The sequence below is a fragment of the Agrobacterium bohemicum genome (genome assembly GCF_001562555.1).
GTDB classification, from domain to species: Bacteria; Pseudomonadota; Alphaproteobacteria; order Rhizobiales; family Rhizobiaceae; genus Agrobacterium; species Agrobacterium bohemicum.
This window is the reverse complement of record NZ_KQ961029.1, coordinates 119,875-145,102: the sequence shown is the minus strand read 5'-3', so window position 1 is coordinate 145,102 and position 25,228 is coordinate 119,875. Positions and strand designations below refer to the sequence as shown.

Genomic DNA, 25,228 nt, shown 5'->3' with positions numbered 1-25,228 from the left:
GTCTGATTTATTGCCTGTTGTGCCACCTCTGAAGCCATTGTACTTTCTGCTTGTGCGGAAATGAGATAGGCCTGTTTTCTCAACGGGAAGCAGTCGCAGTCATGAAATTCAGCATTGAACAGGCGGAAGAGTTTGTTTCTTCCATTTTCGAAAAAAATGGTGTCGCACAAGAGAATGCACGTTCGGTTGCGCGCGCGATTGTAGCTGCCGAAGCGGCAGGCCAAGGCGGCCATGGCGTCCGACGTATTCCCGTTTATGTCAGCCAGTTGCGTGTTGGAAAAGTGGATGGAAAAGTTCGCCCCGTTGCGACGCGCCTTCGCCCTTCCGTTCTCTCCATCGATGCAGGTCATGGTTATGCTTACCCGGCTATTGACATTATGGTCGCGCAGCTGCCCGCTATTGCGCGGGAACAGGGTATTGCTCTCGGCGTGATCGGGCGGTCGCACCATGCGGGCGTGATGGCGCTGACTGTGGAGCGTTTTGCAGAGCAGGGCCTTGTCGCATTTATGGTCGCCAACGCGCCAGCGTCCATGGCGCCATGGGGTGGCATAAAGCCGCTATATGGAACCAATCCGATCGCTTTTGCCGCACCGATTGATGGCGCGGATCCGTTGGTCATCGATCTAGCACTTTCCAAGGTCGCGCGTGGCAAGATCATGGCGGCGCGCCAAAAGGGTGAACTCATTCCAGAAGGCTGGGCGCTGGACGCCAACGGATGCCCCACAACAGATCCCAACGAGGCAATCAACGGTACGATGGTGCCTGCGGGTGACGCAAAGGGTGCGGCACTCGCGCTGATGGTGGAGGTCATGGCCGCAGGACTGACCGGTGGCAATTTCGGTTTCCAGGCATCTTCACTGCTGGATGACGCCGGAACCGCGCCGTCTCTTGGTCACACCATCATCGTCATCGACCCCACAATCGCCGGAGATCATGTTCTGGCAAAGCGTCTTTCGCTTATGGCATCCGTAATCGAGGGGCAGGAACACGCACGTCTTCCTGGGCGCCGAAGCCAGGGCCTACGTCGGCAATCACTTGAAAACGGTATCAACATCGAAGACGATATCTTGGCGCAGATCAAAGCGTTGTAGTTAGAGACAGCGGCCGAGTTGTTTTTCCAGCAGTTTGGCAAAAGCCGCTCCAGCCACGGCGAGTTCTCCACTGTTGTCGATGGTTGTGACGTCGAAATCACCACACACGTCCAATGAACTGCGTTGGAGCCGGCGAAGAATATCGTCCCGGCTTTCGCGCCCGCGACTTTCCAGCCTTGCTGCCAGCACGTCAGGGGTCGCGATAACATTGATGACTTTCAACACGGGGAATGCTGACCGGAAATGAGCAAGAGCAGAGCGTGAGCCGTTGGCGATGACGATATCACCGAGTTTGAGCCTGTCCTGAACGGAGGCTGGAATTCCGTAACTCAGCCCATGCGCCTGCCATGAGACGCTAAAATCCCCTTGCTCATGGCGACGGTGGAACTCTTCCTGCGTCACCGCATCATGATCCTCACCACCCGCATCGCGGTTTCTGGTAATGACCCGGCGTGCGAAATGAATATTATGCTGCTGGCCGAGCCTGGCTGCGGCAAATTCCATAAGCGTGTCCTTGCCAGCGCCGCTCGGTCCGACAACCACGACCATGACACCTTGGCGTTGGGACAAGGAAGAGGAATTGAAAGAGTGCGATTCACTCATGCAACGCGCCTGCCTGTTTGCCAGACCGAACGCACGATCGGAACGCCCACGTCTCTATGAACACGAACCAAGTCAGCACGCATTCCCAGAGCGATGCGACCGCGATCGTCAAGACCGACAGTGCGTGCCGGTGTGGCGGTTACCATGGCAAGCGCCTTGGGCAGCGTCATGCCTTCGACTTGGTCTGCAAGCAGGAATGGCGCGTAAAGCAGGCTGAAGGGCACGTAGTCTGACGATAGGACGTCCAGAACACCAAGTTCGGCAAGGTCGCGTGCAGCTATATTGCCAGAGTGCGACTTGCCACGAACGATGTTGGGCGCGCCCATCAAAACGCTCATACCCGCATTATGGGATGCTTGGGCCGCTTCCACGCTGGTTGGAAACTCCGCCAGCGTTACACCGTGGCCGATAGCCTCTTCGACGTGAGCGAGCGTTGCGTCGTCATGGCTGGCGACGGTAATGCCGCGCTCTGCGCAACGGGCCGAAAGATAATCGCGATGCTGCGCGGAATATTGCGCAGAGGCCGCGACTCGGCGATCAACGAAAGCCTTGAAGACCTCATCGCTCAGGCCGCGCTTCTTTTGGTAAAAAACGATGTACTGATCCATCGTTTGAAATTGCCGCTGACCGGGAGAATGATCCATCAGCGAAATCAACCTGACATTCGGATCGTTTTCGAAATCTTCGAAATGCTCCAATGCATCTGAAGCGGCAACCTCGCAACGCAGATGCAGCAAGTGGTCGGCACGCAGTCGGTTCTCGCGCTGTGCTAGCTCGATCGCATCCGCCATGCCACGCATTTCGCCTTTGGCAAAGCCGCCGTCCTCGTCTGAGCCGAGGCGAAGGCAGTCAAACACCGTGGTGATGCCCGATGATGCGATCTGCGCATCGTGGGCCTGAATAGCGGCTATCTTGTCCCAGGTCACACCTGGGCGCGGCGAGTAATGCTGTTCCAGGTGGTCTGTGTGTAATTCAACAAGACCCGGTATCAGGTAATCGCCTTCGCAATCCTCACCAGTAAGGGACATGCTCTCGCTGATATCTGCAATCAGGCCATCTCGAACGAGAACGGAGCCTTTGAGGATATCGTTTTCAAGCACGATACGCGCATTGGAAAAAACATGTTCGGTCATGCCTGTACTGCTTTCATATCTTGTCGTCCCGTCTCTCAGGTTGCCGGTGCCAGGGGCAACCATGTATGAACGGTGAAGTCTTCGCCACGTGTCTTTTCCATAAACAGCCCAAGACCGGAAACGGCCAGAGGCTTCTCCGTAAATGCTGCAAATTCACGAGAGAGGATGCCGGTCATGTTCGCTCTGTCATCCTCATCCACCGGGCCCGTCAGTGTCATGTGAAATTGAAAGTCGTCCATGACGTAAGGATACCCCCAAAGGGCGAGGTTCTGCCGCTGGGGTTCTGTCAGGCTTTGCGGCTTGCGCCGGGCAATGTCGCCCTCCGACAAGGGGGCCCGAAACGGCTCGAAATAATCAACGATATCGGCGGCGAAATCTTGAAGCGGCTGATGAACGTCTTGGGGTATCAGGGCAAAGAAAGGACCAAGCGCTCCCACGACAAGCTTCGGGATATCAAAGGCATGACGGGTCGCTGCGAATGTCTGACACGCCGTCAGAAGGTCGTTTTCGCTGTGTTTTTCAGAGAGTTCGAACGGGGCTTTCAACGTGGCGTGAAATCCGTAACGGCGCGGTTCTGCAGTAACATCCCCAAAAGACTCATGGTCTTGATAATGCGCGCCGGAAAACGCGTTGCGCCCTAACCACCTCGATGCTTTTTCTGTCAGAGCATCATGTTCGGGTGGTGTGAAGTAAATGGCATAGCGCACGTCATCTTGCTTTCGAAAATTGGCCAACTTTTACAGCACTTGAGCTGAATCGCTTCTGGCGTTCAAGGCCGCAGTCGCGACTTATGCTCTTCCCATGACGGAATGATGATAGGCAGCGAAAAACTGTCCTGAAATACGATTTTTCACGCCTCTACCAGTCAGGCAGATCTGCATCTGACCGGTGAAGATGAAACTTCTTCAAGCATCGCGCGTTACTCTGGTAAGTTTCAAAAGATGCCAGGAGTAAAAGCTTATGGAAATCGGAATTTTAATTGCGCTGTTCTTCACCGTTTTTGCGGCTTCGAGCGTATTCTGCGCCTATTGGTTTGGTGAGCATCAAAATTTCTGACAGATGCTTCGGTATTTCCAGAGATAGATTGTTAGAAAAAAGCGCCGCAGGAGCCTTCGGCGCTTTTTGTTTTCTTTCGTGTCAATGCGCTGCCGACATGTCGCCGAGGACTTCCTTGGAGATGACGGTGGAGTCCGCGTTCAACTTGTAGACCATAGGCACGCCAGTCGCGAGATTAAGCTTCAGGATTTCTTCCTTGCTTAGCTTGTCCAACACCATCACCAGCGAACGCAGTGAATTGCCATGTGCGGCGACGAGAACTTTTTCTCCACGCAAGACACGAGGCAGAATTTCGGTCAGATAATATGGCCATACGCGAGCACCAGTGTCGCGCAGGCTCTCACCACCCGGCGGCGGAATGTCGTAAGACCGACGCCAGATATGCACCTGGTCTTCGCCCCATTTTTCGCGGGCATCATCCTTGTTGAGGCCGGAAAGATCACCATAATCACGCTCGTTCAGGGCTTCATCGCGAATGGTTTCCAGATCGGATTGGCCGACATTATCCAGAACGATCTGGCAGGTCCGCTGCGCGCGGATCAACGACGACGTATAGGCAACGTCGAACGTTATGCCGTAATCGGCGAGTGCTTTGCCGCCCGCATTCGCTTCCTCGACACCAAGGTCTGTCAGATCAGGGTCGCGCCAGCCCGTGAAGAGGTTCTTGAGGTTCCAGTCACTTTGACCGTGACGAACGAGGACGAGGGTTCCGCTCATTTCGATAGCTCTCCAGAGTTGGTTATTGGTCGTTTGCCAGACCCAGAACGTCCAGCATGGAATAGAGCCCAGGCTTCTGGTGATAGGCCCAGACGGCAGCGGCAATCGCGCCGCGTCCGAAAATCGTGCGGTCGGCGGCATGGTGAGACAGGGTAACCTGCTCGCCCTCTCCAGCGATGATCACCGAATGGTCGCCGATCACGGAGCCGCCGCGCAGGGTTGCAAATCCAATCGTGCCATTTTCGCGCGCTCCGGTATGACCATCTCGAACGCGAACGGATTTGTCTGCCAGATTGACGCAACGGCCCTTGGCTGCTGCTTCGCCGAGAAGCAGGGCAGTTCCGGAAGGTGCGTCTACCTTGTGTTTGTGGTGCATTTCAAGAATTTCAATGTCCCAGTTGCTGGCCTCTAGTGCCCTCGCTGCCTGCTGGGTCAAAACACTAAGAAGATTGACACCGAGGCTCATATTGCCGGATTTGACGATCCGGGCATGGCGGGCGGCAGCCTCGAATTTTTCCTCATCGTCGGCCGTGCAGCCAGTGGTGCCGATGACATGGGCGATCCGCGCTTGTGCCGCCAAACCTGCGAAGACGACACTTCCCGCTGGCGATGTGAAATCGATGACGCCTTCGGCATGGACAAAGGCTGCCAGTGCATCGCTGGTTACTGCGACGCCAATGTTACCCAAACCGGAGATTTCACCGGCATCATGACCAATAAAGGAAGAGCCTTCACGCTCCACCGCCGCATGAAGCTGAACGCCCGGCGTTTGATGGATCAGGCGGATCAGTGTCTGTCCCATACGTCCGGCAGCGCCTACCACCACCAGTTTCATGCCATCGCCGCTCATGCTGTCTACCTATGATTTGTTACTTAAAGACCGCGAACGCCTGTCGCCTGGAGGTTGTTGAGACGAGCGTAAAGGCCATCTTCCTGGCGCGCAAGCGTGTCATGCACACCTTCCTCAACGACTAGACCTTCATTCATCACCACGATCTTGTCCGCCTTGACCACGGTTGACAGCCGGTGCGCGATAACGATGACGGTACGCCCAGTCATCGCTGTGTCGAGTGCCTTCTGCACCACGGCCTCCGATTCCGTATCAAGCGCGGATGTCGCCTCATCAAGCAGCAGGATCGGTGCATTGCGGACGAGTGCACGTGCAATCGACAAACGCTGACGCTGACCGCCGGAGAGGGTCATACCGTTTTCTCCAACCGGGGTCTCGTAGCCCTGTGGCTGTGCGAGAATGAAATCATGCGCAAACGCAAGCTTTGCCGCGTCCTCGATTTCAGCATCCGTGGCTTCAGGACGACCGTAGCGAATATTGTCCCGGATCGTGCCTTCGAAGAGATAAGGTTGCTGTGAAACGTAGGCTAGGTTCTGGCGGACGGACATTGTCGTCACATCGGCGATATTCTGCCCATCGATCAGGATGGCCCCACCGTTTGGATCATAGAAACGGGGAATGAGGTTGATGATCGTCGACTTTCCAGCACCGGACGGGCCGACGAGGGCGGTTGTCTTGCCACCTTCTGCGGTAAAGCTGACGCCCTTCAGGATTGTTCCATCCTTGTAGGAGAAGACCACATCACGCAACTCCACCGTTGCGTTCGAAATAGTCAGTGGCTGTGCATCGGGTTTCTGACGCTGTACCGGCTCCATGTCGAGAATGTCATAGATCATCTGCGCATTGACGACCGCACGCTCCAGCGAAATCTGTACGCGCGCAAGGCGCCGCGCTGGATCGTAAGCCAGAAGAAGAGCCGTCACGAATGCAAAGAAGGCACCTGGGGGCACATTGTTATAGATTGCGCGGTAGGCCGCATACGCCAACACGCCGGAAACTGCCAGGCCCGCAATGGTTTCGGTCAAAGGGGCGCTTTTCTCCGTCAGCCTGGCAATGCGGTTTGCGCGCCACTCTGCGGAATCGATGACCTTGTCAACGCGGTCTTCGAGCTGCCTTTCCATAGTGAAGGCTTTGACGATGGCGATACCTTGCAACGTTTCCTGCATTGCACCCAGCACACGGCTGTTAAGGATGACGGCTTCGCGTGTCGCAGTCCGCAGCCTTTTTGCAATGTAACGTAGCCCCAATACCAACGGTGGCACGATGAATACGATAACGATAGAAAGAACAGGGTCTTTCAAGATCATCACGGCAACCAGCGCGATGAAGGTAAGGAGATCGCGAGCGACCGTCGTCACCGTCAGGTTCATGACATCGCGGATACCGCCGATATTCTGGCTAACCTGCGCTGCCAGATGAGCCGAGCGAGACTCGCTGAGGTAGCCGACCGACAATGTCATGAGGTGCGAAAACAGTCGCTTCTGGTACCGCGCGACGATGTTATTACCGATCTTGGACAGGGCGACCGATTGCCCATAGGTTGCCAGACCACGGATGAAAAAGGCCGCAAAGATAGAGGCACAAATGATCCATACGAGATCTGCCCGTCTGTTGACGAAGGCCTCGTTGATGATGGAGTCCATGATCCAGGCAGTGAAGGCCGTCGTGCCAGCAACGGTTAGCAGGCAGAATATTGCGAAAGCGTAGCCCGAAATATGATCGCGGGCGTTTTCTGCAAAAATGCGCTTCAGGACTGATGTAATTGTATCGGTATCCACAGGATGCCGTTTTTTGGCGGTCTTCAAGTGTTCATCCACCTTGTGAGGTTCGGAGCAAGCACGCTGCCCATTCAACCGGCGTCTATATCCACTTGGCCCGGTTTTGGCCAGTCCTGACTTACCTACACCTGCCAGCGCCTGCCATCCAGCGTCAGGCCAAAATCGCCGGGCGTCCGGGCATAGGTGGAAAGACCAGCCAGTGCTGCCTGCGGATGGGTAACGACATGCGTCGGAATGCTGCGCATCAAGGCCTTGTGCGGCGCCTTGTCTTCAAAAGCTTCGCGAAACTCCGGCAGCTTCAACGCTGGAATGATTTTTTGAGAAATCCCACCGGCAAGATAGACCCCGCCTCTTGCCATGAAGATCAATGCCATGTCGCCCGCGATCCGTCCCAGATACGTGCTGAACAGCGACAAGGTTTCTTTGGCCTGCAGATTGTCTCCACTCAAACCCGTGGCTGTCACTTCGGCGGGATCGGAAAACGCAGGCGTAACTCCATCTGCGGTGCAGATAGCGCGGTAGAGGTTCACCAAACCACGTCCACAGAGAATCTGCTCGCCAGCAATGCGTCCTTCGATTGTCTCAAGATGCGGAAAAATTTGATAATCCCGCGCACTGCGCGGACCAATATCGACATGACCACCTTCGCCTGGAACTGGAAACCACATGTTCCGGGCGTAGACCAGCCCTGCAACACCCAAGCCCGTGCCCGGACCCAACACGACACGCGACGCCATCATGTCAGGTCGCAGGGGCCCGATGGCTAGGCGATTATCGTTGCCAAGAGATGCAATGGCCAACGCCTGTGCCTCGAAATCATTGATGACGATGACATCTTTGAGGCTGAGATTGACCAGCATCTCTTTCGGCTTCACCACCCAGTGGCAGTTCGTCAATGGAATCTCATCGCTCTCGATCGGGCCTGCGACAGCGAGAATTGTAGAGACGGGTTGCACGCCGGTCTTGTCCAGGATCGTGTGCTGTATTGCGTCATCAATGGTTTTGAAATCCGCCGTCTTGACGCTTGTCAGATGAACAGGCTCAGCTTCTGCATCCATCAGAATGCAGAAGCGCGCATTGGTGCCGCCAATGTCTCCGATGAGAATCGGAAAGGAAAGTGTGTCGTTCTGCTTGGTCATCGCTGCTCCTGGATGGCCGGGATGTCAATGTGTCGACTGAAAATCTGCCAACTGTTCGGCCGTGGCGCGGTTCAAAGCCATGGGAATGTCATAGACGGTCGCAAGGCGCGTCAAGGCCTTCACGTCAACGTCGTGGGGTAGGGAAGAGAGCGGGTCGATGAAAAAAATCAGCATATCCACGTCGCCTGTCGCAATCATCGCGCCGATCTGCTGATCACCACCCAGCGGGCCGCTTTTCAGACGGACCACGTTTAAGCCGGGACAGGCCTCCTGCACACGCCCACCGGTGGTGCCGGTGGCAACGATCCTGAATTGCGACAGGGCGGCCTGATGCTTGCGGGCGAAATTCGCCATATCGTCTTTTTTCTGGTCATGCGCGATCAAAGCGATACAGCGTTGCCCGGTCATATGGTCTCTGCGCCCCAGCCTTGTTCAGATCGCGTTATCTTAATCGATTTGAAGCCTTCTACCGCAACTACGCATCGTTTGGAAAGCCGGATACGGTCAATTCGATGATGGGCGTGAGGATGGCCGTGGCACATCCGCAGGCGGCATGGGTCCACCTAAGCCAGAAGCTTGTGGGACGATCTCCTGCGCCTGAGGCGAGGGAGCATAGGCGTTTTGAGCAGCAACGCTTCGTTTGCCCGCAGACGGTGCGGCCGCAATTGCCGCGCACGCCTTTGGCAGATCGGACACCATCATCGGGCGCGGTGGCTTTGGCGGCTTTGCATTGGGGTCTTTCTTTGGCGCAGCCCAGAGTTCCTTGGTGAACCACCATGCCAGCGACTTGTCGCAGCCATCGCCCGCGCCCACTGGTGCCTGCGGCTTGCAATTGGGTGCGCCCGGCGGGCATTCGAGACGCACATGGAAATGCTCGTCATGCCCATAGATCGGCCTGATCTTGCCCATGAAGGTGCGGTCGCCGGTCCATGTCTGACACAGCTTCTGCTTGATGGCCGGGTTGACGAAGATGCGCTCCACCTGAGGATAACTCGCCGCCATCATCACCAGCTTGGCGTTGAGCGGCGACCATTTACGATCATCGACTGTCAGGAACTTGCTCTTGTCGAGCATCGAGATAAATGGCGTGCTTTCACGCTGCTCGGCGCTCATGATCTGGTTGGGCATCTGTCGCCACCAGATATCGACATCAAGGCCGATCTGGTGCGAGGCGTGGCCCGTCAGCATAGGTCCGCCACGTGGCTGCGAGATGTCGCCGATCAAAAGACCCGGCCAGCCGATCTTTTGTGCGTCCTGCGCAAATCGTTCGATGAAAGAGACCAATTGCGGTTGCCCCCAGCGACGGTTGCGGGACAGCCGCATGGCCTGAAAACCTGGTCCTTCGGTTGGAAGTGCAACAGCCCCTGACTGGCATCCCTTCGCATAGGAACCGTAAGAGGCAGATGGTCCGGCAGATGGCAGGGCAATGTTGCCGAAGACCTGCTTGGCGGGTGCGTCTTGCGCAAAGGCCGAGACTCCATCGACGGCCAGCATGGACATCATCGAAAGTGCCAGGAGTGATGCTTTGCCCACGCCTCTTGCCAGTTTTTCCATATCGTCCGCCGCCTGCGATGCTTGAAATGATTCTGTTGAGAATATTACGCTGGAACGCGAATTTGGTGAAAGCATGTTTGCAAGATTTCTCCGCCGTAAACTGCTTGTGAGCCAAATCCCCTATATTTTGCCAATGTTTGTCTTATGGTGCACAGCAACGAAAACGAAAAGGACTGTCGCTTCATGGCATTGGCAAAGTTGAAATCCGGTCTGTTTGCTCTGGCTGCCGTATCGTGTGTGATCGTTCCGATCACGGTGCGGGCTCAAGACGCTGAAAACTGGCGCATCGGGATTTCGACCGTCGGTGAGTTGAAGCATCCCAATGGTTTCGAGCGCTTCGATTATGTGAACCCGAATGCGCCGAAAGGCGGGACGCTGCGCCTATCAACCGCCGGCACCTTCGATACGGTCAATCCGCTTCTGGCAAAGGGTGAACTTGCGACGGGTCTCGGCGCTGTATTCGATACGCTGATGAAATCCTCGGAAGAAGAGCTCTCCTCATCTTACGGGCTTCTTGCCGAAGCGGTCAGCTATCCCGACGATATCTCCAAAGCCACTTTCCGGCTGCGAAAAGAAGCGAAGTGGGCGGACGGTCAGCCGGTGACACCTGAAGATGTCGTTTTCAGTTTCGAGAAAGCAAAGGATTTAAGCCCGCAGCTGGCAACCTATTACGCCCATGTCACCAAGGCAGAAAAGACCGGTGAGCGCGAGGTCACCTTCACCTTCGATGAAAAAAACAACAAGGAATTGCCACAGATTGTCGGCCAGGTGATGGTTGTGCCGAAGCATTGGTGGGAAGACAACGGCGCGGACGGCAAGCCGCGCGATATTTCCCGGGGCACCTTGGAGCCAGTGATGGGGTCTGGTCCGTACAAGATCGCGTCCATCTCGCCCGGTTCGACCATTACCTATGAGCGTCGGGATGATTATTGGGCCAAGGACCTCAACCTCAATGTGGGTATGAACAACTTCAAGACCATCACCTACACGGTGTTTGCGGATCAGGACGTGGAGTTTCAGGCATTCAAATCTGCAAATGTCGATTACCGCCAAGAGCAATCATCCAGTCGTTGGATGACGGGGTATGACATTCCTGCCGTGAAAAATGGGCAGATAAAACGGGAACAATTGCCGAATGTATTTCGCTCGGTAGGCGTCATGCAAGCTTTGGTGCCAAATGGTCGGCGCGAAAAATTTCAAAATCCGAGATTGCGGCAAGCACTGAACTACGCCTATGATTTTGAGGACTTGAACAAAACTCTGGCCTATGGGCAGCTGAAACGCGTCGATAGCTTCTTTTGGGGAAGCGAACTTGCGTCATCCGGTCTTCCCTCCGGCAAAGAGCTGGAGATGCTCAACGAAGTCAAAGACAAGATTCCGCCTGAAGTCTTCACGACGGAGTTTCGCAACCCGGTTGGCGGCGATCCGGCGAAGCTGCGGGACAATCTTCGTGAGGCGGTGAAGCTGATGAAGGAAGCAGGGTACGAGCTTCGTGGTAACCGTATGGTGGACGCCAAAACCGGAAAGCAACTGGATATTGAGTTCCTGATCGATTCTCCCGGTCTTGAGCGGACGATTCTTCCCTACATTCAGAACCTCAAAAAAATTGGCATCAATGCGACCATTCGCAGTGTCGATGCCTCTCAGTACACCAACCGTGTCCGCAGCTTCGATTTCGACGTCATCATGAAGGTTTGGGCGACAGCACCAAACCCAGGCAACGAGCAGGCTGACTTCTGGGGATCAGCTGCGGCCGACAGGCAGGGCTCGAACAATGTCGCTGGCATCAAGAATTCAGCAGTCGACGCGCTTGTCCGCAAGGTCATTTTTGCCCCAAATCGTGAAGATCAGATCGCTGCTGCCCGCGCGCTGGATCGCGTGTTGCTGGCGAACGCTTACGTTATCCCACAGTTCTATCGAGGCGAAACTTCAATTGCTTACTGGAACACAATCGTTCGACCACAGACGCTGCCCCGATACGGCATCGGCTTCCCCGACGCATGGTGGTCTGCAAACGCCGGAAAATAATGTGGGCCTTGCTTTATAAGGCAAGCCTTGATTCACATGAGCCATTACGAATCACGCCGCCTGCGGTCTTCTCCGCAGGCCCGAAAGGAAACGGTTTGACGAAGCCGATGACAGCCAAACCTCTTGCCATGCATGGAAGCGCCTGATGGGAGCTTATATTCTGCGGCGTCTGGCCCTTATGATACCGACCATCATCGGCATCATGGGCATTTCTTTTCTCGTCATCCAGTTCGCACCGGGTGGACCGGTGGAGCAGGTTGTCGCCCAGTTGTCCGGCTCCGGCGACAGTGCGTCTGACCGTCTTTCTGGCGGTGGCGACCTCATGGGTGGAGGGATGGATGAAAGCGGTTCGAAATATCGCGGCGCGCAGGGGCTGGATCCGGAACTCATCGCCAAACTCGAAAAGCAGTTCGGTTTCGACAAGCCACCTCTGACGCGCTTCCTCGACATGATGTGGAATTACATCCGCTTCGATTTCGGCGACAGCTTCTTCCGCAATGCCTCCGTCATCGATCTCATCATCGACAAGCTGCCGGTGTCGATCTCGCTCGGCTTCTGGATATTGATCATCTCCTACGCCATCTCCATCCCGCTCGGCATCAAGAAGGCTGTTTCGGATGGCTCCAAATTCGATGTCTGGACATCGGGCATCGTCATCGTCGGTTATGCGGTGCCAAGCTTCCTGTTCGGCATTCTGCTGATCGTGGTGTTTGCCGGTGGTTCGTTCTTCGACTGGTTCCCGTTGCGCGGGCTGACATCGGATAATTTTGCCGAACTGACATGGTGGCAGAAGATCATCGACTATTTCTGGCATTTAGCACTGCCACTGACTGCGCTCATTCTCTCGGCCTTTGCAACTACGACGCTGCTGACCAAGAACTCCTTCATCGATGAGATCAAGAAGCAATACGTGGTCACGGCCCGCGCCAAGGGCCTGTCCGAACGTAAGGTTCTCTACGGCCACGTCTTCCGCAACGCCATGTTAATCGTCATTGCTGGTTTCCCCGGTGCCTTTATCTCCGCCTTCTTCACCGGTTCGCTGTTGATCGAGAACATCTTCTCGCTGGATGGCCTTGGACGACTCGGTTACCTCTCGGTCGTCAACCGCGATTATCCGATTGTGTTCGGAACGTTGTTCATTTTCTCGCTGATGGGCCTCGTCGTCAGCCTCATCTCCGACATGATCTATACCTGGATCGATCCGCGCATCGACTTTGAGCGGAGGGATGTGTGATGAGTGTTACAACTCCTGTTGTCACCGATGCACCGCCTCAAAAGCGTCCGTTCTTCTCTCCGACAAGCGTGCGGCGCTGGCAGAATTTTAAGGCGAACCGCCGCGGATATTGGTCGTTCTGGCTGTTTCTTGTCATATTCGGGTTGAGCCTCTTTGCCGAATTTCTGGCAAATGACAAACCAATCATTGCCTCCTACAAGGGCGAGATCCTGATGCCTGTCATGGTCGATTACCCGGAAGAGAAATTCGGCGGCTTTCTGGCGCAGACGGACTATAAATCCTCTTTCATTCAGGATGAGATTAACGCCAATGGCTGGATGATCTGGCCGCCGATCCGATACTCTTATCAGACAGTCAACTCGAACATCCCTCATTCGGCACCCACAGCACCCTTCTGGCTGATGGATGCGCAAGAACGCTGCTCCGGTTATCCGCAAGGGACGGACGATCCGGGCTGCACGCTCGGTAATCTCAACTGGCTCGGCACGGATAATCAGGCGCGCGACGTGGCTGCTCGCGTCATCTACGGCTTCCGCATTTCCGTGTTGTTCGGGTTGGCGCTCACCATCGCCTCTGCCGTCGTCGGTGTCAGCGCCGGTGCCGTGCAGGGGTATTTCGGTGGCTGGACAGACCTTTTGATGCAGCGTTTCATCGAGATATGGTCGTCCATGCCGGTGCTCTACATCCTGCTGATCATCGCCGCCATTCTGCCACCCGGTTTCTTCGTATTGCTGGGCATCATGCTGCTATTTTCCTGGGTCGGTTTCGTCGGCATCGTTCGCGCCGAGTTTCTGCGCGCCAGAAACTTCGAATATGTCAACGCCGCACGCGCGCTTGGCGTCGGCAATGGCACCATCATGTACCGCCACCTTCTGCCAAACGCCATGGTCGCGACACTGACCTTCCTGCCGTTCATTCTCTCAGGCTCGATTACCACGCTGACATCGCTCGACTTCCTCGGCTTTGGCATGCCGCCCGGTTCTCCTTCGCTGGGTGAGCTGATCGCGCAGGGCAAAAACAACCTTCAGGCACCATGGCTGGGGCTCACGGCCTTCTTCACCATGTCGATCATGCTGTCTTTGCTGATCTTCGTTGGCGAAGCCGTGCGTGATGCCTTTGATCCGCGAAAGACCTTCCGATGAGTGCCATGACGGACCAGACGACAACGCCGCTTCTTTCCGTCCGTGACCTTTCCATTGCCTTCCATCAGGGCGGCAAGGAAACCGTGGCCGTCGATCACGTATCGTTCGATATCATGCCGGGTGAAGTGGTGGCGTTGGTGGGTGAGTCCGGTTCCGGTAAATCGGTGACTGCAAACTCGATCCTGAAATTGCTGCCTTACCCTGCCGCAAGCCATCCGTCTGGCCAGATCCTGTTTGAAGGCAAGGATTTGCTGAACGCTTCAATGCGTGAGCTGCGCGCCGTTCGTGGCAACGATATCACCATGATTTTCCAAGAGCCGATGACCTCGCTCAATCCGCTGCACAGCATTGAGCGGCAGATTGGCGAGATATTGGAGCTTCATCAGGCCCTATCGGGGGCCGAGGCGCGCAAACTCATCCTGGAATTGCTGTTGCAGGTCGGTATCCGTGAGCCGGAAAAGCGCTTGAAGGCCTATCCGCACGAGCTGTCAGGCGGGCAGCGCCAGCGCGTGATGATTGCCATGGCACTCGCCAACCGGCCAAAGCTGCTGATTGCCGATGAACCAACGACAGCACTCGACGTCACGGTGCAGGCGCAGATCCTTGAGCTTCTGGGCAATCTGAAAAACCAGCATGGCATGTCCATGCTGTTCATCACCCATGATCTGGGCATCGTGCGGAAATTCGCAGACCGTGTCTGCGTGATGACCAAGGGCCAAATCGTCGAGACAGGCACGGTCGCGCAGGTCTTTAACGATCCGCAGCACGCCTATACGCGCCATCTTCTGGCGGCCGAGCCAAAGGGCGAACCACCGCATTCCGATAGCAGCAAGCCTGTTGTCATGCAGGGCCATGACATCAAGGTCTGGTTCCCGATCAAGGCCGGGTTGATGCGCAAGGTGGTTGATCACGTCAAGGCGGTGGATGGCATCGATATTACCCTGCGGGCAGGGCAGACGGTGGGCGTGGTTGGTGAATCCGGTTCCGGCAAGACCACGCTTGGTCTGGCGCTATCGCGGCTGATTTCATCCAAGGGTCGCATCTCCTTTCTCGGCCAGTCCATCGAAGGTTATTCCTACGGCATGATGAAGCCGCTCAGAAACCGGCTTCAGGTGGTGTTTCAGGATCCCTATGGTTCGCTCAGTCCGCGCATGTCTGTGGGTGAGATCATCGCTGAAGGCTTGCGGGTGCATGAAAATTCGCTATCTGCGGATGAGCGGGACCGGCGCGTGGCGCAGGCGCTGGATGAGGTGGGCCTCGATACCGCCACTCGTTGGCGCTTCCCGCACGAATTTTCCGGTGGCCAAAGGCAGCGCATCGCCATTGCCCGCGCCATGGTGCTGAAGCCCCGCTTCGTGATGCTGGACGAGCCGACATCGGCACTGGATATGAGCGTGCAGGCCCAAGTGGTGGACCTGCTGCGCGATCTGCAAGCCAGACATGATCTGGCTTATCTTTTCATCAGCCACGATCTGAAGGTCGTAAAAGCATTGGCAAACGACATGATTGTAATGCGTCAGGGCAAAGTGGTGGAAAGCGGCCCGGCCAAAACTATCTTTGAGGCGCCAAAGGAGGACTATACGCGCGCTCTGATGGCGGCGGCTTTTAATATTGAGGCGGTCAAGACGGCAGCCATCAGCGATTAGGCATTTTCAAGAACACGCTGGCCTTCTGGGGCAAGCCCACGTAGGGTGGGACAAGAACGTGGGAAACAATGAGGCCTAATGTCATCATGACGGTGCGATATCTAATTTATCAGCTTGTGGATGCTTTCCGTTAGCGACTCTGCCGCGAACAGAAGACGAAACAACCTGCTGGTGAATGATGGTCGATATTGAATACGCGAAGACGTTCTTTGAACAAAACCCTGACATTGAAATTCTCGAAGCCTTTGTCATCGATGTAAACGGAGTGCCACGCGGCAAGTGGATACCGCGTGAACGCGCCATCGATGTTTTGGAAAAAGGCATGGCCATGCCACGCTCCGTGTACGCGCTGGATATTTGGGGCCGCGATGTCAACGCCGCAGGCCTCGCGGAAGGCACAGGCGATCCCGATGGTTTGTGCTTCGCCGTCCCGGAAACACTATCACGCGTCACATGGCTGGGGCGTCCCACGGCGCAGGTTCTGCTGGCCATGAAAGATCCCGACGGCAACGGTTTTTATGGCGATCCGCGCAACGTGCTAGCGCAGGTACTGTCGGGCTTTACCCGACGCGGACTGACGCCGGTTGTTGCCACGGAGCTGGAATTTTATCTGATCGACCCCGTTCGCTCCGCACTCGACCCCGTGCGCCCGCCGCGTAGCCGCGAGGGTCGCTGGCATACAGGCCAGACGCAAGTCCTGTCTATCTCGGAATTGCAGGATTTCGAGGGTGTTTTTCACGACATCTCAACTGCCTGCAGCGCACAGAATGTGGGGGCGGACACGACCCTTCGCGAGAATGGTCCTGGCCAGTATGAAATTAACCTCAACCATGTGCCCAATGCGCTTCAGGCTGCAGATTACGCCGTATTTCTGAAACGTATCGTCAAGGGTGTTGCCCGCAAGCATGATCTTGATGCCACCTTCATGGCCAAGCCTTACGGCATGCAGGCTGGCAATGGCATGCACGTCCATTTTTCCATGCTGGACAGGGATGGCAACAACATCTACGCGGGAGAAAATGGCCCTTCTGAAGCGCTGATGCATTCAGTCGGCGGCCTGTTAGAGAATATGGGAGAAAGCATGGCGGTGTTTGCACCGCATGCCAACTCCTACCGCCGCCTGCGCCCCAGCGAACATGCGCCGACTTATGCCTCCTGGGGTATCGATAACCGCTCCGCAGCCGTGCGCGTTATCGTGGCGAGCAAACCCGCCACCCGCATTGAACACCGCGTGGCTGGTGCCGATACCAACCCCTATCTGGTGCTTGCCATGATCCTCAGTGCGGCACTTGCCGGCATGAAAGAGAAGCGCCAGCCAGGCGGGGCGATCTCCGGTGACAGCCATGCTGTCAACCATGAGCCACTGCCAACGAACTGGGATTACGCGCTTCAGCGCTTCACCCGGTCGAGCTTTGCCTATGCAACCTTCGGGCAGAAATACCGCACGCTTTATTCGGCCTGCAAGCAGCAGGAATTGTCCGAATTTTCGCTACGCGTGACCGACGTCGAGTACGACGCATATATCAGGACGGTGTGACATGGCAGACGTAACAAACGCCCCAAATCCTGGCCACACCACGTCATGGTACGCGGCGTCCGCCAACACCAAAACCGTGCGAACGGCGCTTCAGGGCGATCAGGATGCGGATGTCTGCATCATCGGTGCAGGTTTCACCGGTCTGTCGGCCGCGCTGGAACTGGCGCAAAAAGGTTTCTCTGTCATCGTGCTGGAAGGCGAGAGGGTCGGCTTCGGCGCATCGGGGCGCAACGGCGGACAGATCGTCAATGGTTACAGCCGCGATCTTCACACGATAGCCCGTCGTTACGGAGCGCAAAAGGCTTCGCAATTGGGTGCAATGTCACTTGAAGGCGGCCAGATCATCCGCGAGCGTGTGGCGAAATACGAGATCGATTGCGACCTTGTCGATGGCGGGTTCTTTGCGGCCTTCACACCCAAGCAGATCACCGAAATGGCGGCCAACAAGGCCAATTGGGAAAAGCACGGCCATACCGGTCTCGAAATGGTCTCCAAAGCCGAGGTCGGCAAATACGTGAAGTCGGACCGTTACGCGGGCGGCATGATCGACCGTTTCGGCGGCCATATTCATCCGCTGAATTATGTTCTGGGCGAAGCTGAAGCTATCGATCGATTGGGTGGGCGCATCTTCGAAAACTCACGCGTCATCGCGGTCGAACAAGGGGCAAACCCGGTCGTTCGGACAGCGCAGGGCAAAGTTGCCGCCAAATATGTACTCGTCTGCGGAAACGCCTATCTCGGCGGTTTATTGCCGGAAATCGGTGAGCGGATGATGCCGGTATCCAGCCAGGTGATGGCGACGGAGCCGCTGGACGCGGCGCTGATCGAAGAACTGCTGCCTGCCAATTACTGCGTCGAGGATGCCAATTACATCCTCGATTATTATCGCCGCACCTCCGACAATCGCCTGCTCTATGGCGGCGGTATCGGTTATGGCGGCAGCGATCCAGCCGACCTAACCAGCGTCATCCGTCCCAATATGCTCAAAACTTTTCCGCAATTGCAAAACGCCAAAATCGACTTTGCTTGGAGTGGCAATTTCGCGCTGACGCTGACCCGTGTTCCGCACATCGGACGCCTGGCACCCAACATCTATTTCTCCCACGGCGACAGCGGCCATGGTGTGACGACGACACAGTTGTTGGGCAAAATACTGGGCGAAGCGGTGGCTGGCCATGCGGAACGCTTCGACGTCTGGTCATCGCTGCCGAACTACCCGTTTCCGGGCGGAAAGACGTTCCGCGTGCCGCTGACCATGCTCGGTGCCTGGTGGTACGGTCTTCGTGACAAGCTGGGCGTTTAAAGAGCAGATAGACCCTTCAAGGCATTCTCGGTTATCTCGTCTGGCGTGGCGTCGATGCTGACGGTGACGACGCTGGGTTCGCTGGTTGGCACTTCCAGCGTTGCGAGCTGGGTCTTCAGCAGCGAGAGCGGCATGAAGTGGCCTGTGCGGGCACCCATGCGCTCGGTCAAAAGCGCTTCGCTTCCTTCCAGGTAAACGAAAGCTAGCGGTCCACCGCAGGCATCACGCAGACGTTCACGATAACTTTTCTTCAGTGCAGAGCAAGAGATGACGATGCCGCCAGCCTCAAAACCTTTGTGCAGTTGGGCACCGACCAGATCCAGCCACGGCCAGCGATCATCGTCCGTCAATGGCATTCCGGCAGCCATTTTTTCGACATTGGAAGCGGGGTGAAGCTTGTCACCCTCCATAAAGGGAATGCTCAGCTTGTCAGCCAGTTCTTCACCCACAGTGGACTTGCCGCAGCCGCTGACACCCATAACGATGATTGCCTGTTTCACGATGACCTCTGCAATTTCAAAACCCGTCTCAACCGCTTACCGTATTGCGGAGCGCCGCGGAAACTTTTTCTACACATCGGGGCTGGCAACATGTCAGTAGCCTGCGCGCTTGGCGGCTTTTGCTTCCAGCATCGATAGTCCGCTATGGACCAACACGGCAGGAGTTGCGAAGCAATGCCACCATCGGTGCCATAGATCCGTGGCCGCGTTGGCGTTATTCGTCTGGCTGGCAGCAGCTGCGATGGTTGCAGCGGTGTCGCTGCCGGATAGCGTGATGAGTTGATTCGGATTCAGCGGAAAGCCGCAGGTCTTCTGAACGGCAGGGAGAGCGGCGGCGGGAAAGTCGTACTCATGTCGATGTAGGCGATTTTTCCCCGGTCCGGTGGTCGTGACGAGAGCCGGGCCAAGAGGATCGCATTCGAAGCTGAATGCATGCGGATTCTAACGAAGAACTTAGGTCTAGTCCTGTTTCTTGCGCGCATCCTTGCCCATGACTGATGGCATCAGCACGGATAGAAACAAGAGACGCAGAACGTGGTGTGAACCGACATATGCGGTATCGGCGTGCATCATGACCGCCATGGCTGCCATCGTTTCCAATCCTCCAGGCGCAAACGCAATCATGACAGCGTTGAGAGGTACGCCCGTCAGCCGTGAAACCAATATCGCAACCACCGAGGAAAGGACCATGACAGCTATGGTGACCACCCCGCCAGCGACAAACGCCTTTTGCATGTCGCGAAGGGACGCACGGGAAAAACGCGTGCCGATGAGACTGCCCAATATGATGTAAGTGGGTTGGCTCAGCCAACTCGGGACGCCGCCGCTGGTCAAGCCGGTGATGTGAATACCGATCGAAACCGCAACGCCGCCCAAAAGCAGTGCTGCCGGAAAGCGCCAGCGCATGAAAATCCAACCGACTGCAAGCGACGCAAGAATGGTCATGCCTAAGACGACAGGGCTCATCGGTGGCGACAGGATAATCGGTTCTATGCTGATCAGATCGAAATACTCAACGAGCAGCGGTACGGCGAGCGTCAGCGCCAGTACGCGGACACTCTGAATGACACTGACGGTTGCCAGATCGCTCTTTGTTTCCGCTGTCAGGCTGATGATGTAGCTGAGATGGCCGGGCGAAGCGCCCAGCATCGCTGTCGTGCGATCATAGCCAAAACCGTAGCGCAGGATCCAGAAGGCTACGTAGAGAAGTATAACGACCGTAACTAGAACCGCCAGGAAACTCAGCGGCCAAGCCCTTGCAGCGTCGATGACCTGTGGCGTAACGCTCGTTCCCATGGAAATGCCGACGACAACGAATGTGGCGTTTCGCAACAGGGGAGGGATCGACAGCTTAAAACCTGCCAACCCGGCAAGGGTGACGGCAAGTGCCGGACCGCACAAAAACGGAGCCGGAAGACCGATGACGAAGGCGATGAAGGCGCCGATGCTGCCAATGATGATGGTCAGGATAAAGCTGTAGAGGTCTGGCTTGGTGATCATTGCACATACGAATGGAATCGGGACAGGCGAGTATCTATGTGCAGTTGCGCCCGTTCAACCGCTGTCGTCAACTGGATGGCAAAAAGAAAAACCCGCAAACGATGTTGCGGGTTTCATATCACCGGTCTCGCCTGCTTCAGGCTGCTGGGGCCGTGGCCGCAACGCTAACGGGCCGGCGCTTTGCCATGGTTTCTTCAAGGCCTAGCAGGAAGCTGATCTGCGGGCGTGCCTTGACGAGATCATCGATCGAATACTGTGTCAGGACTTCAAAGAACGCGTTGAGCGCCTTGCGAAGTGCAGAGTTCAATCCACAGCTATCCACAAGCGGACACTCGACGGCGCCGTCCTCGAAACATTCAGCCATCGCGAAGCTGTCTTCGGTGACCTTCACAACATCGAAAAGGCTGATCTGGTCTGCTGGCTTGCCGAGCTTGACGCCGCCATTGCGGCCACGCACGGTTTCAACAAGGCCTGCCTTGTTCAGCGGCTGAAGAATTTTGAACAGGAACAATTCCGACACACCATAAGCCTTGGCAATTTCCGGGATACGGCTGAGGTGGCCCTCATTGGCGGCGCAGTACATCAACATGCGGACGGCATAATTGGTCTGTTTGGTCAAACGCATGCTGATCTCCTGACTCTATAATGTGGAGTCATATAGTCGCTTTTTCAGTTTAGAACAATTCCAGAAGTAAAAAAATCTCTCGCAGATTTCTGGTTCTCAAAATTGCCCCGTTGACCGTCCATTCGATTCATGAACAAACAACTCAAGAATCGAATTTATCGGAGGCGTTTCCCATGGCAAGCATGAAATCCGTGATTTATGCGATGGCGGCGACATCTTTGGTTGCCAGTGGCGGAATGTCCACAGCTTTTGCGGGTGGCGAGGTCAACGTCTACTCCTACAGGCAACCGGAACTGATCCAGCCTTTGCTGGACGCCTTTACCAAAGAGACCGGTATTGAAACGAATGTCCTGTTTCTGGACAAAGGACTGGTGGAGCGCCTTCAGGCAGAAGGGGTCAACTCTCCCGCCGATATTCTCCTGACCGTCGACATAGCCCGTTTGGTCGAAGCCAAGGAAGGTAAGGTTACGCAGTCCGTCCTGAACGATCCGATCATCGAAAAGGATATCCCCGCCAATCTGCGTGACCCTGAGGGCGAGTGGTTCGGTCTGACGACGCGTGGACGCGTCGTCTATGCCTCAAAAGACCGTGTAAGCCAGAAAGATATTACCTATGAGGAGCTTGCCGATCCGAAATGGAAAGGCAAAGTCTGCATTCGCGACGGCCAGCATTCCTACAATATTGCGCTCTTCGCATCGATGATCGCCCATCACGGTGTTGACTACACCCGCACGTGGCTGACGGCATTGAAGAACAATCTGGCCCGCAAACCGGATGGTACGGATCGCACACAAGCCAAATCCATTTATTCCGGCGAATGCGATATCGCGCTTGGAAACACCTATTATGTTGGCCTGATGCTGACCAACGAGCAGGAACCGGAAGAAAAAGTCTGGGGTAACGCCGTTCGTGTGATCTTCCCCAATGCGAACGACCGGGGAACACATGTGAATATCTCCGGCGTGGCGATGACGAAATATGCACCAAACCGTGAAAATGCTCTCAAGCTGATTGAATTCCTTGCGTCCGGTGAGGCGCAGGAAATTTACGCCAAGCAAGTTTTCGAATATCCGGTGATTCCTGGCGGGCAGCCTTCAGATGTCGTGAAGAACTTTGGCCCGATCAAGCCAGACACTTTGTCACTTGCTGACATAGCTGCTCACCGTAAACAAGCGTCCGAACTGGTCGATGAGGTCGGCTTCAACGAAGGTCCGTCAAACTAGGAACGCTTGAGCGATGGCCTAGGCCTGACGATATCAGCGACGCTTGCGGCGCAGGCGGATGACCACGTCGACATGGGCGATTTCCATGCCCTCAGGCGGCTCCGGTAGATTGTCGATCTGCAGATTGTTGACGGGGATATCCAGAACTTCGTTTTCACCTTCAACAAAGAAGTGGTGATGGTCGGAGACGTTGGTGTCGAAATAGGTTTTCGCACCCTCCACGGCCAAAACGCGGATCAGACCGGCCTCGGTAAACTGATGCAGTGTGTTGTATACGGTTGCCAGAGATACCGGAACATTTGCGTTCACGGCTTCGTCATGCAGTTCTTCAACCGTGAGATGCCGGTCGCCCTTGGCAAACAGAAGGTCGCCAAGCGCCACACGCTGGCGCGTAGGTCGCAAGCCGAAACGGCGCAACCTTGTTCCAATATCCAGCGTGGCGTCAAATGCCATAAGTGCGGCCCCAAAAGCTGTCAAATAAACTCAATTTAGAAAGCATATAACTTTTACGGGCACTGCATTCAATAGTTTCCGTCATGGCAGCAGTAGCAATTGGCTGCAAACCGGGCGTTTTTGCAATTTTCCTCTGGTTCAGGACTTACGCTTCCTGTATGCGGGCGCCATGTTAAGACAGGACTTTGCCAAGAGCTTAAGTGATTGAAGATGCAAGCTGCCCTTGTGGCGCTTCATTTTGAACCTAACTTGCTCTAAAGAAGTCCTTCAACACCAGTGAACGGGGAAGCGGAGCAACATGTCAACGAGGCAATCGAGCTACAATTACGAGGAAATTCTGTCTTGCGGACGTGGCGAACTGTTTGGCCCCGGCAATGCGCAGCTTCCTCTGCCTCCTATGCTCATGGTTCACCGCATCACCGAAATTTCGGAAACCGGCGGAGCTCACGACAAGGGCTTCATCCGTGCGGAGTATGATGTATCTCCAGATGACTGGTATTTCCCATGCCATTTTCAGGGCAATCCCATTATGCCGGGCTGCCTTGGTCTCGACGGCATGTGGCAGCTGACGGGCTTTTTCCTCGGCTGGCTGGGCGAGCCGGGCCGCGGCATGGCGTTGTCCACAGGTGAAGTCAAATTCAAGGGCATGGTTCGTCCCGAGACGAAGCTCCTTCAATACGGCATCGATTTCAAGCGCGTCATGCGTGGCCGCCTGGTTCTTGGCACTGCCGATGGCTGGCTGAAGGCCGATGGCGAAACGATTTATCAAGCGTCGGACCTGCGTGTCGGCCTGTCTAAAGAAAAGACCGCCTGATATGGGATGTCTGCTCTTGGCGGTTTAACCGCGAAAGAGCAGATGCGTCATGCGGCAAACAGAGAAAAGGTCAACTTTATGAGAAGAGTTGTAGTCACCGGCCTCGGTATTGTTTCATCGATCGGCGGGGATGCCGCAGAGGTTACGGCGTCATTGAGAGACGCGAAGTCGGGAATCTCGTTCTCACCGGATTTTGCTGAACACGGCTTCAAGTGCCAGGTGTGGGGCAAGCCATCGCTCGACCCAACCGATCTGGTCGACCGTCGCGCTATGCGTTTCCTCAGCCAAGGCGGTGCCTGGAACCACGTTGCCATGAAGCAGGCGATTGCCGATTCCGGTCTGGAAGAAAGCGACATCAGCGGCAATGAGCGCACTGGTATCATCATGGGTTCCGGTGGACCTTCCACCCGCACCATCGTTGAAGCATCTGACATCACGCTGAAGAACAACAGCCCGAAGCGCATCGGCCCATTCGCCGTGCCGAAGGCCATGTCCTCGACGGCATCCGCGACGCTTGCGACCTGGTTCAAAATCCACGGCGTGAACTACTCGATTTCGTCGGCCTGCTCGACGTCTGCGCACTGCATCGGCAATGCGGCTGAAATGATTCAGTGGGGCAAGCAGGACGTGATGTTTGCCGGCGGCCATGAAGACCTAGATTGGTCCATGTCCAACTTGTTCGACGCCATGGGTGCGATGTCTTCCAAATATAACGAGACGCCAACCGTTGCGTCTCGCGCCTACGACGTCAATCGTGACGGCTTCGTCATTGCAGGCGGTGCTGGTGTTCTGGTTCTGGAAGAACTGGAACATGCCAAGGCGCGCGGGGCAAAGATTTATGCGGAAATCGTCGGTTACGGTGCGACATCAGATGGTTACGACATGGTCGCACCGTCAGGTGAGGGCGCTGTTCGCTGCATGCGTCAGGCACTCGCAACGGTGAAGGGCGAGGTCGATTACGTCAACACACACGGCACATCGACACCCGTTGGCGACAGCAAGGAAATCGGTGCGATCCGTGAAGTGTTCGGCTCGAAGATTCCTCACATCCAGTCTACTAAGTCGCTGACCGGTCACTCCCTGGGTGCCGCAGGCGTTCAGGAATCGATCTACGGCCTGTTGATGATGCAGGAACGTTTCATCGGCGAAAGCGCGCATATCGAGACCCTCGATCCCGAATTCGAGGGCGTGAACATCGTTCGCAAGCGCATCGACGATGCCAAGATCGATACGGTTCTTTCCAACTCATTCGGGTTCGGCGGTACCAACGCTACGCTCGTCTTCCAGCGCTATAACGGATAA

At 55.8% G+C, this 25,228-nt stretch carries 23 protein-coding genes and 1 pseudogene; 10 read left to right on the top strand and 14 right to left on the bottom strand.

Features of this window, described 5'->3' with window-relative positions; all coding sequences use genetic code 11:
- Positions 1–101 precede the first annotated feature (101 nt).
- Positions 102–1,091: an Ldh family oxidoreductase gene (locus ATO67_RS12865; RefSeq protein WP_067649483.1), complete on the top strand. Its 990-nt coding sequence runs from the start codon at positions 102–104 to the stop codon at positions 1,089–1,091.
- Here ATO67_RS12865 and phnN read toward each other — a convergent pair whose 3' ends face one another.
- The 9 genes from phnN to mepA form a co-directional block, all read right to left on the bottom strand.
- Positions 1,092–1,694 (bottom strand): phosphonate metabolism protein/1,5-bisphosphokinase (PRPP-forming) PhnN, encoded by a 603-nt coding sequence (phnN, locus tag ATO67_RS12860; protein ID WP_067649480.1) that lies wholly within the window; start codon positions 1,692–1,694, stop codon positions 1,092–1,094.
- Complete coding sequence (locus ATO67_RS12855; RefSeq protein ID WP_067649851.1) at positions 1,691–2,827, bottom strand: alpha-D-ribose 1-methylphosphonate 5-triphosphate diphosphatase; 1,137 nt, start codon at positions 2,825–2,827, stop codon at positions 1,691–1,693. The genes phnN and ATO67_RS12855 overlap by 4 nt, the downstream gene beginning before the upstream one ends.
- 35 nt (positions 2,828–2,862) lie before the next feature.
- Positions 2,863–3,534 carry a DUF1045 domain-containing protein gene (locus ATO67_RS12850; RefSeq protein WP_067649848.1) on the bottom strand — a complete coding sequence of 224 codons (672 nt, stop codon included), beginning with the start codon at positions 3,532–3,534 and terminating at the stop codon, positions 2,863–2,865.
- 430 nt (positions 3,535–3,964) lie between these two features.
- Complete coding sequence (locus ATO67_RS12845) at positions 3,965–4,600, bottom strand: 2,3-bisphosphoglycerate-dependent phosphoglycerate mutase (protein ID WP_067649477.1); 636 nt, start codon at positions 4,598–4,600, stop codon at positions 3,965–3,967.
- 22 nt (positions 4,601–4,622) lie between these two features.
- Positions 4,623–5,450 carry a 4-hydroxy-tetrahydrodipicolinate reductase gene (gene dapB, locus ATO67_RS12840; protein WP_067649474.1) on the bottom strand — a complete coding sequence of 276 codons (828 nt, stop codon included), beginning with the start codon at positions 5,448–5,450 and terminating at the stop codon, positions 4,623–4,625.
- Positions 5,451–5,473: 23 nt separating this feature from the next.
- Entirely contained in the window at positions 5,474–7,255 is a 1,782-nt protein-coding gene (locus ATO67_RS12835) for an ABC transporter ATP-binding protein (protein ID WP_067649471.1), read from the bottom strand.
- 95 nt (positions 7,256–7,350) lie between these two features.
- Positions 7,351–8,367, bottom strand: coding sequence for a glucokinase (locus ATO67_RS12830; RefSeq protein ID WP_067649468.1), 1,017 nt, complete (start codon positions 8,365–8,367; stop codon positions 7,351–7,353).
- A gap of 24 nt (positions 8,368–8,391) precedes the next feature.
- Positions 8,392–8,775: a methylglyoxal synthase gene (locus ATO67_RS12825; protein WP_067649465.1), complete on the bottom strand. Its 384-nt coding sequence runs from the start codon at positions 8,773–8,775 to the stop codon at positions 8,392–8,394.
- 96 nt (positions 8,776–8,871) lie between these two features.
- Positions 8,872–9,921, bottom strand: a complete 1,050-nt coding sequence (gene mepA / locus ATO67_RS12820; RefSeq protein ID WP_067649845.1) for a penicillin-insensitive murein endopeptidase — start codon at positions 9,919–9,921, stop codon at positions 8,872–8,874.
- A 183-nt stretch (positions 9,922–10,104) separates the two neighbouring features.
- Here mepA and ATO67_RS12815 point away from each other — a divergent pair, with 183 nt between their 5' ends.
- From ATO67_RS12815 to ATO67_RS12790, 6 genes are all read left to right on the top strand, one after another.
- Positions 10,105–11,949: an extracellular solute-binding protein gene (locus tag ATO67_RS12815; RefSeq protein ID WP_067649842.1), complete on the top strand. Its 1,845-nt coding sequence runs from the start codon at positions 10,105–10,107 to the stop codon at positions 11,947–11,949.
- Positions 11,950–12,094: 145 nt separating this feature from the next.
- A complete protein-coding gene (locus ATO67_RS12810) occupies positions 12,095–13,183 on the top strand; it encodes a microcin C ABC transporter permease YejB (protein WP_067649462.1) in 1,089 nt (362 codons plus the stop codon).
- Positions 13,183–14,325 carry an ABC transporter permease gene (locus tag ATO67_RS12805; RefSeq protein WP_067649459.1) on the top strand — a complete coding sequence of 381 codons (1,143 nt, stop codon included), beginning with the start codon at positions 13,183–13,185 and terminating at the stop codon, positions 14,323–14,325. The genes ATO67_RS12810 and ATO67_RS12805 overlap by 1 nt, the downstream gene beginning before the upstream one ends.
- Positions 14,322–15,971, top strand: coding sequence for an ABC transporter ATP-binding protein (locus ATO67_RS12800; RefSeq protein ID WP_067649455.1), 1,650 nt, complete (start codon positions 14,322–14,324; stop codon positions 15,969–15,971). The genes ATO67_RS12805 and ATO67_RS12800 overlap by 4 nt, the downstream gene beginning before the upstream one ends.
- Before the next feature lie 175 nt (positions 15,972–16,146).
- Entirely contained in the window at positions 16,147–17,508 is a 1,362-nt protein-coding gene (locus ATO67_RS12795; RefSeq protein ID WP_067649451.1) for a glutamine synthetase family protein, read from the top strand.
- A gap of 1 nt (position 17,509) precedes the next feature.
- Positions 17,510–18,811, top strand: a complete 1,302-nt coding sequence (locus ATO67_RS12790; protein WP_067649448.1) for an NAD(P)/FAD-dependent oxidoreductase — start codon at positions 17,510–17,512, stop codon at positions 18,809–18,811.
- Here the strand turns inward: ATO67_RS12790 and ATO67_RS12785 are convergent.
- The 4 genes and pseudogenes from ATO67_RS12785 to rirA form a co-directional block, all read right to left on the bottom strand.
- A complete protein-coding gene (locus tag ATO67_RS12785; RefSeq protein ID WP_067649445.1) occupies positions 18,808–19,290 on the bottom strand; it encodes a gluconokinase in 483 nt (160 codons plus the stop codon). The genes ATO67_RS12790 and ATO67_RS12785 overlap by 4 nt on opposite strands.
- A 191-nt stretch (positions 19,291–19,481) precedes the next feature.
- A pseudogene (locus ATO67_RS22370) lies at positions 19,482–19,662 on the bottom strand (ABC transporter substrate-binding protein); the annotation flags it as partial.
- A 108-nt stretch (positions 19,663–19,770) separates the two neighbouring features.
- Positions 19,771–20,811 carry an AbrB family transcriptional regulator gene (locus ATO67_RS12780; RefSeq protein WP_067649441.1) on the bottom strand — a complete coding sequence of 347 codons (1,041 nt, stop codon included), beginning with the start codon at positions 20,809–20,811 and terminating at the stop codon, positions 19,771–19,773.
- A gap of 136 nt (positions 20,812–20,947) precedes the next feature.
- Entirely contained in the window at positions 20,948–21,436 is a 489-nt protein-coding gene (gene rirA, locus ATO67_RS12775) for an iron-responsive transcriptional regulator RirA (RefSeq protein ID WP_067649440.1), read from the bottom strand.
- A gap of 173 nt (positions 21,437–21,609) precedes the next feature.
- On the opposite strand from rirA, the gene ATO67_RS12770 reads away from it, so the two are divergent.
- Positions 21,610–22,659: a Fe(3+) ABC transporter substrate-binding protein gene (locus tag ATO67_RS12770; RefSeq protein ID WP_067649436.1), complete on the top strand. Its 1,050-nt coding sequence runs from the start codon at positions 21,610–21,612 to the stop codon at positions 22,657–22,659.
- Positions 22,660–22,692: 33 nt separating this feature from the next.
- Here the strand turns inward: ATO67_RS12770 and irrA are convergent, their stop codons facing one another.
- The gene (gene irrA / locus ATO67_RS12765) at positions 22,693–23,112 is read right to left on the bottom strand and encodes an iron response transcriptional regulator IrrA (protein WP_067649433.1); all 420 of its coding nucleotides are present in this window, start codon (positions 23,110–23,112) and stop codon (positions 22,693–22,695) included.
- Positions 23,113–23,410: 298 nt separating this feature from the next.
- Here irrA and fabA point away from each other — a divergent pair, with 298 nt between their 5' ends.
- Both fabA and fabB read left to right on the top strand, forming a co-directional pair.
- A complete protein-coding gene (gene fabA / locus ATO67_RS12760; RefSeq protein WP_067649430.1) occupies positions 23,411–23,926 on the top strand; it encodes a 3-hydroxyacyl-[acyl-carrier-protein] dehydratase FabA in 516 nt (171 codons plus the stop codon).
- A gap of 78 nt (positions 23,927–24,004) precedes the next feature.
- On the top strand, positions 24,005–25,228 hold the full coding sequence (gene fabB / locus ATO67_RS12755; RefSeq protein ID WP_067649839.1) for a beta-ketoacyl-ACP synthase I: 1,224 nt from the start codon (positions 24,005–24,007) through the stop codon (positions 25,226–25,228).